Below are 11,081 nucleotides of genomic sequence, written 5' to 3'. Positions count from 1 at the left end.
ACCCGTAAAATCTTCAGCGGTGAGGGTAGCGGTGCATCCGTATTTAGTATCTACCAGCTCATGAATAAACCCCTCGGCTCAGTAATAGAAGGTTCGCTCACTGGTGGCTTGGAAGTAAGACTGCATCCAGATATCTCTGTGGAAGATATGCGGGTGGGCAAATTTTTGGTAGTGCGGGGACGACAATATGACTTCTTTTGTCTGTTAACAGATGTTTGTTTGGGGACATCGAGCGATCGGATTTTAGTCAATCCACCGCATCCCGAAGATGATTTTTTGCTGGATGTTTTGTCGGGAAGCGGTACTTATGGCACCGTAAATCTGTCGCCGATGTTGATGCTCAATAAATTCAGTCAAATTCCACCGATTTTGAGCAGCGGTGCGAGTCTGAATGGGAATGGTAAAGGCAAAAAAGCTAAAGCTGAAACTGGTAAAGCCGTGCTAGCGTCCTTTGAGGCGCAGACAAATATGGAATGGGAGCTTTTACCAGTCAAGACGGTTCCCAGCCACTTCAGTCAGGTATTTGATGCCAATGAGAATGACTTTCGCTCGGTATTCGGTTGGGAAGACGATCCGACGCGCAAGAATTTTTCGATCGGGCAACCATTGGATATGGATGTACCTGTCTGCTTGGATCTCAAGAAGTTTGTCGAGCGGAGTAATGGGGTATTTGGCAAATCGGGGACGGGAAAATCATTCTTGACTCGACTGTTACTCGCTGGCGTAATTCGGAAGAAAGTCGCAGTTAATTTGATCTTTGACATGCACTCTGAGTATGGTTGGGAAGCAGTACAAGAAGGCAAAAATGTTCGCACGGTTAAAGGCTTGCGGCAATTATTTCCCAACGAAGTAGTCGTCTACACGCTCGATCCTGAATCCAGTCGCGCTAGGGGGATTCGCGACGCGCAGGATCTGTATCTCACTTATGAGATGATCGATATCGAAGATTTACAGTTGGTATCGCGCGAGTTGGGTTTATCTGATGCAGCGTTAGATAATGCCAACATTTTAGCGGCTGAATATGGCAGTAGTTGGATAAGTCGGCTACTGGAAATGACGAATGAAGATATCACTATCTTCTGTGAATCGGGGAAAGGGCATAAAGGATCGATCTCTTCTTTGCAACGGAAATTGATGCGCTTAGAAAAGCTAAAATATCTACGCCCAATCAGCCGTCAGGACAATCTTAAAAGTTTGATTCAATCGCTTAGTGCTGGTAAAAATGTGGTGATTGAATTTGGCAATCAATCGGATTTATTATCTTATATGCTGGTGACAAATATGCTCACCCGCCGGATTCATAAACTGTACGTTAATAAAGCCGAACAATATCTCCAAAGTAAACAGGAATCCGATCGACCTTATCCGCTCATTATCACGATCGAGGAAGCCCATCGTTTCTTAGATCCGGCTATTGCTAAGAGTACCATCTTTGGCACGATCGCGCGGGAAATGCGGAAGTTTTTCGTGACATTACTAATCGTCGATCAACGTCCATCGGGGATCGATAATGAGATTATGTCTCAAATTGGCACGCGGATTACGGCATTAATTAACGATGAAAAAGATATCGATGCTATCTTTACAGGCGTATCCGGCGCACAGGGATTGAAGTCGGTGTTAGCGAAGTTAGATTCTAAGCAACAAGCATTAGTATTAGGACACGCGGTACCGATGCCTGTGGTAGTCCGCACTCGTCCATACGACCAGAAATTCTATGAAGAAATTGGCGATCCTGATTGGGGTACTAAGTCGGATGAGGAGATTTTAGTAGCAGCGAAAGCGGCGCAGATGGACTTAGGATTTTAAACTAAATAACGAAAGTTCGGGATAAGGATTTCCGCGCAATAATTCATAGCTTCGTTTCTGCACCGCCCTCAAATGAATTTGGGGCTAATAGCCAAATTTCGTTTTAACGAACTGACTGAAATTTGACAGTTCTCTTCAGAGAGCTTGAGCTATTAGCCCGAACTTATAGTTCAGGGCGGTGCAGGAACGAAGCAAATCAACTTTCCTTATCCTGAACTCTCTTTAAATAATGTATTTCATAAAGATGAAACAACCCTAAAGCCAACTACTTGGCCTGTATGTCTATAGCGAAAACACCCTTGGTACGAACAGCCACAACTTTCGGCAGGACTATAGTAGGCACCTCCTCGAATTGGACGCAATCCTGGATATGGGTTAGGTTGTTTTTCTAAGCACCACTCCCAGATATTTCCATGCAGATCGTGGATTCCAAAATCATTTGGTGGAAACATTCCGACATTCATAATTGGTTGCGATGTTGTTTTATACCCAATACCTGTAATCGAATGATCTTTCCCAAAATTAGCTAAATCAGGCGTTAAAATGTTTCCAAAACTAAAAATGGTTTTCGAGCCAGCGCGACAAGCAATTTCCCATTCTGATTCGGAAGGTAGTCTATATTCTTTACCTTCTTTTTGTGATAATCGATCGCAAAATTCCATCGCATCCATCCAATTTGCCATAACAGGTTTTTTAAATCCTAAATTGCCACCGTCTTGCAAACGCTTCATCACTTTGTACCATTGCTTTTGAGTAATGGGGTATTTACCGATTAGAAAAGATGAATGAGTATTATCTTCCGATTCAAGTGTTTCTGTTGATGCAAGGACTAGTGTTAAAGCTGTATTAGTATCCAATTCTACATCTAAATATTTACCTTGTTTCTCAAAGTATGATATTTGACCTGTATCTGATATTCTAGCAGTAGTAAATTCAAAAGATTGCAACATTAATTTCCCAATATCATATCGAACCACAAGCATCAGATTCATTAATCCGAAATGTATAATGAAGCTTACCTGGACGTTTTGCTCGACACTGTAAGGAGGCTACTTCTAAATCGCGTTGGCGTAGCCTCTCCAACGGAGAATCGATAAAATATTCGCCACTATCTGGTTCGATGGCGATGAACCAATTGTAGTGAGTCGCGATTAATTCGGGTTTGACTCGATCGAATATGGGGTAACAACGCTGATAAAAAGCTTCACGTTCGGCTTGCTGTTGCGCTGTTTGTTCGGGAGTCCATTGAATTTCGGGAAAGATTCGTCCGCGACGACGTGTAGCTGTAGTTTTAGTCATGTTCTCGATCGAACGTAAAATCCTAATTACCTTTATTGGTTATTTAAACCTTTAAAAGGATTAAAAATCACAATATCTATTCCTGCAAAATCCTTTTCATTGCGAGTAACTAAAGTGTAGTTATAATATTTTGCATTTGCCGCGATTAAAGAATCGAAAGCAGGTAATTTACGTCCTTCTTTTTCCAGCTTTCCTACTAGCTCTCCCCAGATTAACATCACTGATATATCTACTTCCAGGATCCGACCAGAAAATCGAGTAAACAAGTCATTCTCAAACCAATTTTTGATATTTTCTTTCCGGTGCGATTGTGGTAGCTTTTCAATTCCTTTCTTGATTTCACCCATAGTGATTACACTCAAATATAATCTTTGTGATTCCGTTGTCTTTAGCCAAGTGAGCACCTCTTGATTTGGTTGCTTGGCAATGGCTTCTGAAATCACATTGGTATCTAAAATATAATTCATAGATTGACTTCACGTTCATCCATATCTACTTGGCGAGTAAGATCTATATCTACTCCAACTAGAGGGGAACTTTGGAAAAAGTCAGCTAGGTTATTTTCCTCAATTTTCGCAGGTTGACTTTCTATTTGCTTTTTCAAAGAATCAATTAACTCTACTTTTTCTGCTCTAGTTAAATTCTCGGCTTCTTTTAAAAGCATTTGAACGGCTGCGTTACTCATTATGTTTGCCAAATTGTAGTAATTATACTATTCGCATCGAGTCTAAAATCCTATTTTCCCTGATTCAGTTTGCGACGGCGAATTTTTGCGGCGACGGTGGCTCTGTCTACCGGGAAGCCAGCCATCGGGATTTCTTGATATTGACGTTCTGTTTCTAATTTCTTTAACTCGGTATAATCTACCCATTGGATGCAATTAACCGGACAAGTATCGATCGCTTCTTGGATCGTGTCTTCGAGATCGCCATCTTGGCGCACTACCCTCGCTCTCCCGTGTTCTGGCTCGATAAAAAATGTATTCCGGGCGGTATGGGCGCAGTGGAGACAACCGATACATGTCATCTCGTCTACATATACGCCCTTTTGTCGCCATACCCCACCGAGTTCTGGCTCGAACCCCGATCGATCTTCGGCATCGCGCAAGAAGCCGCCTAGCTCTGGCGAGAATCCTGACTGGTTCTCATCTGGCGGTGGGGTAAAAGCAGCCATTATTTAGGCACTCCAGCGTTGGACGACTAGTTTAATCGAGCCGTCGTTTTGGTTGCGTTCTTCGGCGACTTGGAAACCTTGCTTGGTGGCTTCGGTCAATACTGTATGATAAGCATAACGCTGGGTGACTTGGCTCAAAAAGCGATCGACCGACCAATTTTGTTGCCAGAATTGCAAGTCAGCAACTAGTTCGTATTCGTTATTGCCGTTGCTGCTGAAGCCGATATCGTAGCCATTTTCCTGCTCGATGATGACGGCGGCGGTACGGGTATCGCCTTGATAGCCGCGTACTGGCTGCGAGCCAGTTTTCCACTCGATGCCTAGATCTGTCAGTGCTGCGGTGAGCGATTCTACGTTCCGAATCTTGGTTTTGATGTTGCTAAAGTGGGACATATAGGTATGGGTGGTAATGGGTGAATAATTAGTAATTAATAGCTAGCTGTTGAGTTACCAAGTGGCTTGAGTAGTTGCAGCAGCAGTTAGTTCGAGATTTTGGGTGAAATATTCCGCAGTTTGCTCTTGGCTGACGACATCACCTAGTTCGGATTCGATCGCGGCGGTTACAACGGTGCAAGACTGACCCACTACACCAGTGACTTTTTCATGCACTCGTCCATCTGGGTAGATGATAAACTCTAGCGTCTCCATGCTCATAGGTGATGTAATTGCTCCAATATTTCGATCGTTAAGTTTGATTATATTTAATCTGAGTAAATTAGTTTAGACTCGATCGGTAGATGAAATCTGACGATTGATGTGTCGATCTCGATCGATCGTTGGTAAAAGTTATTATTTGGTAAAGTTATTCTTGCATTATAAGTAAGTTTCTGTTTGCTGAGGCGGTACATCAAGTTTCGTAAACTTTAGCGCTTTGCACGACCAGATTACTTATGGATACCAGATTGTCTCTACTTGTCGTGCTAGAGATTGAGCCTGCGACAGGTAGTCTTGATGCTCATCGTCCCTGCCGACGACAATCGTCACATGGCCGAGTTTGCGTCCGATTCTCGACTCCTTGGCATACCAGTGGACGTGGGCATTGGGGATGGCTGCTAGCTGCTGGCGTTTGTCTGGGTAATCGCTGTGAGTGTCTTCATAGCCTAACAAATTGACCATCACGGCACCGCCACAGGTAAGTGCGGTACTACCAAATGGTAAACCAGCAACCGCCCGAATCAGTTGACTAAACTGTGATGTAGCACAGGCTTCGATCGTCAGATGTCCAGAATTGTGCGTGCGGGGGGCGATTTCGTTGACGGATACTTTGCCGTCGGCGGTGAGAAATAGCTCGATCCCAAATACACCAACTGCGCCTAGACTGGTGAGTAATTTGGACGCGATCGAGTTACAAGTTGCGACAATCTCGGTGGGTAAATCATCCAGAGTGAATACCCGCCGACACACTTGGTCTTCCTGTTGAGTTTCCAGGATGGGATAGGTAATTACTTCACCATTGACACCTCTGGCGGCAATGACGGCTAACTCGCGATCGAATTTGACGAATTCCTCAATTAGAAATGGCGTGTCCGGGTAGCGATGGTAGAGGGCTGCTAGGACAGACGCATCTTTGACGATAAATGTCCCCTGTCCGTCATAACCATTGCGTCTGGCTTTGATGACGACGGGAAATTCAAACCCTGGGGGTAATTCGGGCTGTTCTAGTACGGCAAATTGTGGCACTGGTAGCCCTAAATCTCGCAGGTAGCAACGTTGAGTATACTTATCTAAGAGTGGAGCTAGGGCAGTTAGGGGCGGCAGAAAACTGACATTTTGGGCGATAGCGAGTTTGTCCAACCCTTCTAAATCGACGAACTCATTTTCAAAGGTAATCGCGTCGCATTTAGTTGCCAAAATTGCTGTGGCGGCGACATCATCTACATCTGCGAGGACTATTTCTGTCGCTAAGCTGACAGCGACATCCGTATCGTGGGGAGTTTGAATGACTAATTCTATTCCCAATTCTTGGGCGGCACTAGCCATCATCCACGCTAGTTGTCCGCCGCCAATTACACCAATTCGTTTCATTTCAATTCTCTAGATCGATCCTGTTCGTTGCTATGTGTGGTGAGCTGCGTAGATCTTACCCACCCCGTCCTTCGGACACCCCTCCAGGGAGGGGATTTTAACCCAAGTTAGAACTGTAGCTTATTTACAGGCGAGAGAGTCGCGGGTGGCGATTCCGGTTTTGGAATTGGTACCAGTGGCAATTTTGCAGAGTTCTTTTTGTTGGAGCTTGCCTAAAATTGCATCGGAAAAATCTGCGCCAGCAATGTTGACATTTGTAAATGTGGATCGTAGCATCATCGCCTCGGTGAATACAGCATCACTCAAATCGGCACCGACAAACCGGACTTGATCTAGTAAGCCTTGAGAGAGATTTGCACCGTGGAGATTGGTGCGGTTGAGGGTTGACGAGCTGATGACCACGCCCGTGAGGTCTGCGCCGGAAAAATTGGTATCATCGAGTTTGGCGGTGGTGAATACTGCCGTTTTGAGATCTTTGCCTGAGAAATCTTGACCGTTTAGTTCGGCGTTGTCGTAAGAGAGTGATGGTTTGTATTGAGAGGTGCCTCCCGCTGCAATCGCATGACCGGGAAATAAGGTTAGGATCGAAGCAAGGATTAAGGCGATAATAGTAGGCATATTTTCAGGCAAACAATTGTGTGGCGATTTGGCAAAGCCGACGCTATGCGAACGCAAGGTAGGGAGGATCGAATCTGGGCAAGTGATATCGAGCTAGATTTTTAGGTTAGGTCGAGGGCAGGTATTACCCTGCGCCCCTCCCAATTAGATCGCAGCGAGCTACTTTCACAGCACTGCGCTCCCGATATTCTAAGCGTTAACTTTGCTCATATGTATATAATCGTGGCAAGATTCATGAATTGCTTCTAGATTCTTAGGCTTCCAATTATTATGATTTCCATCAGCGTGATGCAGATGTACTCTTTCTTCTCCTACGAATTTTAAACCGCAGGATGCACATGAATGGTTTTGACGAACTAATGTTCTTGAGGTAGCTCCGTCGTAGAGTTTACTATTACGTTTGCTCCAGTAGGTAATATCCCCATCATAAGGAGATTTCTCTCCTCTGATATTGATATGTGCGTTTTCGGAATAAGAAACAGTTGGGAATGCTTTATCTAATAACGTTTTACTAGTGTAGCGATTCTGTTTTTTCTCTTTGTTGAATACCGTAAATGCCCGTTTTTGGATAAAATATAGAGAATTTCTAGCTCCATCCATTTTGCAGTATTTATGGTATTGTCTCCAACCTCTCACCACAGGAGCTAATTTAACAGCTTTGATTGTGGCACCATAATTCGAGTTGTTAACAATGAATTTTACCTTCTTACGGAAAGCTTTGAAATTCTCCACTGAGGGAGTACTACGAAACTTACCGTTTTTCTGGACTTTAAAATGCCAGCCGAGGAAGTCAAAACCATCTGTCGTAGCAGTAATTTTGGTCTTTCCTTCACTAATGTTCATACCTCGTTTAGCTAAAAATTCACAGATTCGATTAAGTATTGCCTCTGCATCATCTTTGGGTCTGAGTACAATCACCATATCATCCGCATATCGGACAGATGGTTCTGCATAAGCACCATGATTATGATATCTATGTAAGCTTTCAATTCCATTGAGTGCAATATTGGCTAGCAATGGACTAACTACTCCGCCTTGAGGCGTTCCTTGGTCTGGAAATCCTATAGCTGTCCCAGCTTTTAGACATCGGAAAATACCGAGTTTTAGTCTCGCTGGCGCAATTAGGTTATCCATGATTGCATTGTGGTTAATCCTGTCGAAACATTTCTCAATATCAAGCTCTATCACTCTTTTATTTATTCCATTCATTTTCGAGTTTAGAGTATCGAACAGGTACTTTTGGGCATTATGTGCCGAACGACCAGTCCGAAACCCATAACTTCGAGCGTGGAAAGTTGCTTCATGTGCAGGTTCGAGGGCATACTTTGCTAGGCATTGCCAAGCTCGATCCGCTATTGTAGGCACTTTAAGCATCCGCTTCGTTCCGTCCTTTTTAGGGATTGGAATTTCTCGTAAACCTTCATGCTTCCAGTTCGCATGATGTTGTTTTAGCTCGTTAGCTAGTGCAAATCGTTCCTCAAATGAGAGAGATTTTTTGCCATCGATACCCGCTGTTCTCTTACCCGCATTTAATTGCGTTACTTGTCGGATAGCTAGTAATCTAGCTGCTTGAGACTTTAAAACTAGTTTCTGTAAAGACCGCGCCTTCCGCTTGTCTCCAACTTGAACTGCTTTATAAATTCGTTTTTGTAACCGGAAAAGTATCTTTTGAAATCTCTTCCATTTGAAGCTTTTCCACAATTCGCTAGCGGTTAAGCTGCGTCTAATCATGATTTACTCCAATTTATTTACTCTGAATACCTCAGACCAATTACGGTCTGTCCTACCCGTATTTGAGGCGTTAATCCACTCGTCCGGTCTACCGTAAATGCGACCACTTACAGACCTCAAGCACGTTTTTATTCGTTCCATCAAATTGATTATTTAGTTCCCTTAGATATAGCCACTTCAACTGCACGAACCCCATACTCTTACCGCTATTGGAATGTGATCTGCGGCGGGATACATATCTCGTGCGAGGTTAGACATTTATAGTTGTTGCGTCTACCCTGTAAATAAGTTGCTTTTTTAGGCTCTGTTTTATCTTAGGAACTCCCTGTTAGCGCCAGTGTTATCTGCAACGGATATCTGGCTGCGCCCTGTTCCCAGCTTCGACCTCCCGAATTCCGAGTCGAGTCATCGTGGGCAGATAAGGAGTCACACCTGAGTTTGGTGGGAAGGACTTGCACCTTCATCAATTAGATAGTTAAGCTAGTCTTGGGAGACTTGGCTCCAGCGGTTATGCTACGGACTGAATACCGAGATTTACGCTGAACGAATCGCACCAATCCTTAACATGGACAGTTTATCGCAAAAATAGAGCCGACGATCGAACAAATCGCGTTGGCATGGCGTCGGAATCCTATCTCCCATCCTCCATCTCCCAGCTCCCATCTCTAGTATGTTCAAATTACTGATTAACTGGGTTCTCAATGCGATCGCGTTTTTGATTACCCAACGGATTATCGACTATATTTTGCCAGGACAGTTTCGGCTGCGAGATTTTGTAACGGCGCTGATAGCCGCTTTAGTATTAGGGTTGATTAATAGTACGGTGAGTCCGATTCTCAAATTCCTCACTTTTCCCTTGACGATTATTACATTGGGGATATCTTCACTGGCAATTAATGTGCTGTGTTTGATGTTTGTTTCGTGGTATGTGCCGGGATTTTTTATTGGGGGGATCGTTCCAGCGATCGCCGGATCGTTTGTGCTATCGATCGTGTCCACATTACTAAATTGGTTTGTTAAGTAAAAGTTCGATTTTAACTAATTAAACAAGCGATAATATTGGCGATCGAATCCCCGATTTATTCGTTAAATAAGTTAGTTAAATCGTTGTCGAACCCGGTTTAAACTTCTCGCAGATCCAAAAGCCGATCGAATATAAGCACAATCCCACAAAGGTGCCAGAAATACACCCGATTAAAGCTCTGACAAAGACTTCAAGTGCTGTTTCACCAACTACATGGTTGGCCTCGATCGCGACGATCGCTAACCCAAATGCTGGTAAGACGATCGCGATCGCAGCTATACCGCGCCAGTTGGGTGTTAATGTTTCAATTTGGTGACGATATTCAGTACGATCGAGCCATTTTAACAACCAGATAACGATGGCAATCAATCCGATTGCCGTGCTGCCCAAGTGAAATAGTTGATACATTGATGCTTCGCTAAAATGAGCCTGAATTCGCTGAGAATGGTTGACAACCGACTTGGTACGATGAATGAAAAAATCCCAGATTAGATGGCTGCTAGCTCCGATGATTATCGATCCGATGACATTGAGCAGGTATAGAGATTTAAGCGAAAAATAGCTAGTTGGCAATGGCAAATGTCGAGCTAATCGTGGTGGAAGTAATGCTAAACAAGGGCGCATTAAAATATAACGACTAATTAGCAACAGCGCGATCGAATAAGGGATACCTTGAAGGAGGATGCCAGTAAAAGTATGTCCGATTGTTTTAACTGGCTGTAATGATAGGAAGTATTCAATATCGGGAATCATCGAGCCGATAATCAGGCTGGGTAGATCGAGCTTACGCTTTGAACCAAGCCAGATGGGGGCGGCGGCGATGGGATGGGCAAAGGTAAAGGGCATATTTATTCCGCTCGTTTGATTGGTAATATAGCAAGCTATATTTTGTTGTCGTCTAGATGTCGATGGCAATCTAATATCGCAATCCGAGCCGAGTCGTGAGATGTACCGGATCTAGATTATCCCTGGTGCGTTACCCTCCGGGATAACACACCCTACAGTGTTCTTGCACATTAAATAGAATTACTAAAATTTATTGATAAATTAGTCCCAAAGTGAGTCAAATAATATCTATTTTAAATAGAATTTATAACTGAGTAGACTTGACGCTGTTCAAATAACTCTAAGAGATGAAGATTGAGTTTACCAGCAGCAGCTTCTTGACGTAAAATTGATAAGGATCGATCGAGTGATAAACGCGGTTTGTATGGTCGATCGCTGGCAGTGAGGGCATCATAAATATCGGCGATCGTCATAATTTGTGACTGGATCGGAATTGCGGCGGTGGTTAGTCCTCGGGGATAGCCACTACCATCTAGTTTTTCATGATGGGAACCCGCAATTTTCGGGACATCTTGAAGATGTTTCGTCCAGGGAATCTGGCACAGAAAATCATAAG

Annotated in this window: 14 protein-coding genes; 2 read left to right on the top strand and 12 right to left on the bottom strand. The window is 43.8% G+C overall.

The features are described from left to right. The first annotated feature begins 60 nt into the window (after positions 1-60). Entirely contained in the window at positions 61-1,809 is a 1,749-nt protein-coding gene (locus RMO35_RS15810; RefSeq protein ID WP_309742285.1) for an ATP-binding protein, read from the top strand. A 236-nt stretch (positions 1,810-2,045) separates the two neighbouring features. Here the strand turns inward: RMO35_RS15810 and RMO35_RS15805 are convergent, their stop codons facing one another. From RMO35_RS15805 to RMO35_RS15760, 10 genes are all read right to left on the bottom strand, one after another. After that, on the bottom strand, positions 2,046-2,801 hold the full coding sequence (locus tag RMO35_RS15805; protein ID WP_309742284.1) for a formylglycine-generating enzyme family protein: 756 nt from the start codon (positions 2,799-2,801) through the stop codon (positions 2,046-2,048). Then, positions 2,773-3,108 carry a hypothetical protein gene (locus RMO35_RS15800; protein WP_309742283.1) on the bottom strand — a complete coding sequence of 112 codons (336 nt, stop codon included), beginning with the start codon at positions 3,106-3,108 and terminating at the stop codon, positions 2,773-2,775. The genes RMO35_RS15805 and RMO35_RS15800 overlap by 29 nt, the downstream gene beginning before the upstream one ends. Before the next feature lie 32 nt (positions 3,109-3,140). Further along, on the bottom strand, positions 3,141-3,575 hold the full coding sequence (locus RMO35_RS15795; protein WP_309742282.1) for a type II toxin-antitoxin system VapC family toxin: 435 nt from the start codon (positions 3,573-3,575) through the stop codon (positions 3,141-3,143). Further along, positions 3,572-3,793 carry a hypothetical protein gene (locus RMO35_RS15790; protein WP_309742281.1) on the bottom strand — a complete coding sequence of 74 codons (222 nt, stop codon included), beginning with the start codon at positions 3,791-3,793 and terminating at the stop codon, positions 3,572-3,574. Before RMO35_RS15790 ends, RMO35_RS15795 begins: the two co-directional genes overlap by 4 nt. Before the next feature lie 50 nt (positions 3,794-3,843). Next, positions 3,844-4,281 carry a ferredoxin gene (locus tag RMO35_RS15785; protein WP_309742280.1) on the bottom strand — a complete coding sequence of 146 codons (438 nt, stop codon included), beginning with the start codon at positions 4,279-4,281 and terminating at the stop codon, positions 3,844-3,846. 3 nt (positions 4,282-4,284) lie between these two features. Further along, complete coding sequence (locus tag RMO35_RS15780) at positions 4,285-4,674, bottom strand: DUF1257 domain-containing protein (protein ID WP_309742279.1); 390 nt, start codon at positions 4,672-4,674, stop codon at positions 4,285-4,287. Between the two features lie 54 nt (positions 4,675-4,728). After that, on the bottom strand, positions 4,729-4,935 hold the full coding sequence (locus RMO35_RS15775; RefSeq protein ID WP_309742278.1) for a DUF2997 domain-containing protein: 207 nt from the start codon (positions 4,933-4,935) through the stop codon (positions 4,729-4,731). A gap of 234 nt (positions 4,936-5,169) precedes the next feature. Next, positions 5,170-6,306: a 5-(carboxyamino)imidazole ribonucleotide synthase gene (locus RMO35_RS15770; protein ID WP_309742277.1), complete on the bottom strand. Its 1,137-nt coding sequence runs from the start codon at positions 6,304-6,306 to the stop codon at positions 5,170-5,172. A 120-nt stretch (positions 6,307-6,426) separates the two neighbouring features. Further along, entirely contained in the window at positions 6,427-6,981 is a 555-nt protein-coding gene (locus RMO35_RS15765) for a pentapeptide repeat-containing protein (RefSeq protein ID WP_309742276.1), read from the bottom strand. Between the two features lie 132 nt (positions 6,982-7,113). Further along, positions 7,114-8,655 carry a reverse transcriptase domain-containing protein gene (locus RMO35_RS15760; protein ID WP_309742275.1) on the bottom strand — a complete coding sequence of 514 codons (1,542 nt, stop codon included), beginning with the start codon at positions 8,653-8,655 and terminating at the stop codon, positions 7,114-7,116. A gap of 670 nt (positions 8,656-9,325) precedes the next feature. On the opposite strand from RMO35_RS15760, the gene RMO35_RS15755 reads away from it, so the two are divergent. After that, positions 9,326-9,679, top strand: a complete 354-nt coding sequence (locus RMO35_RS15755; protein ID WP_309742274.1) for a phage holin family protein — start codon at positions 9,326-9,328, stop codon at positions 9,677-9,679. Between the two features lie 75 nt (positions 9,680-9,754). Here the strand turns inward: RMO35_RS15755 and RMO35_RS15750 are convergent, their stop codons facing one another. Continuing rightward, positions 9,755-10,525, bottom strand: coding sequence for a DUF4184 family protein (locus RMO35_RS15750; protein WP_309742273.1), 771 nt, complete (start codon positions 10,523-10,525; stop codon positions 9,755-9,757). Positions 10,526-10,758: 233 nt separating this feature from the next. Further along, positions 10,759-11,081, bottom strand: a 323-nt coding sequence (locus RMO35_RS15745) for an HD domain-containing phosphohydrolase (RefSeq protein WP_309742272.1), incomplete at its 5' end; no start/stop codon positions are given.

Source organism: Chamaesiphon sp. OTE_20_metabat_361, assembly GCF_031364565.1.
The sequence above is the reverse complement of the archived record's forward strand: the minus strand, read 5'-3'. Positions and strand labels throughout refer to the sequence as shown.

What these genes read in the sequence shown, in the direction of transcription:
- RMO35_RS15810 (WP_309742285.1), top strand. Translation starts at nt 61, where the DNA reads ATGAATAAACCCCTCGGCTCAGTAATAGAAGGTTCGCTCACTGGTGGC.
- RMO35_RS15805 (WP_309742284.1), bottom strand. Translation starts at nt 2,801, where the DNA reads ATGAATCTGATGCTTGTGGTTCGATATGATATTGGGAAATTAATGTTG.
- RMO35_RS15800 (WP_309742283.1), bottom strand. Translation starts at nt 3,108, where the DNA reads ATGACTAAAACTACAGCTACACGTCGTCGCGGACGAATCTTTCCCGAA.
- RMO35_RS15795 (WP_309742282.1), bottom strand. Translation starts at nt 3,575, where the DNA reads ATGAATTATATTTTAGATACCAATGTGATTTCAGAAGCCATTGCCAAG.
- RMO35_RS15790 (WP_309742281.1), bottom strand. Translation starts at nt 3,793, where the DNA reads ATGAGTAACGCAGCCGTTCAAATGCTTTTAAAAGAAGCCGAGAATTTA.
- RMO35_RS15785 (WP_309742280.1), bottom strand. Translation starts at nt 4,281, where the DNA reads ATGGCTGCTTTTACCCCACCGCCAGATGAGAACCAGTCAGGATTCTCG.
- RMO35_RS15780 (WP_309742279.1), bottom strand. Translation starts at nt 4,674, where the DNA reads ATGTCCCACTTTAGCAACATCAAAACCAAGATTCGGAACGTAGAATCG.
- RMO35_RS15775 (WP_309742278.1), bottom strand. Translation starts at nt 4,935, where the DNA reads ATGAGCATGGAGACGCTAGAGTTTATCATCTACCCAGATGGACGAGTG.
- RMO35_RS15770 (WP_309742277.1), bottom strand. Translation starts at nt 6,306, where the DNA reads ATGAAACGAATTGGTGTAATTGGCGGCGGACAACTAGCGTGGATGATG.
- RMO35_RS15760 (WP_309742275.1), bottom strand. Translation starts at nt 8,655, where the DNA reads ATGATTAGACGCAGCTTAACCGCTAGCGAATTGTGGAAAAGCTTCAAA.
- RMO35_RS15755 (WP_309742274.1), top strand. Translation starts at nt 9,326, where the DNA reads ATGTTCAAATTACTGATTAACTGGGTTCTCAATGCGATCGCGTTTTTG.
- RMO35_RS15750 (WP_309742273.1), bottom strand. Translation starts at nt 10,525, where the DNA reads ATGCCCTTTACCTTTGCCCATCCCATCGCCGCCGCCCCCATCTGGCTT.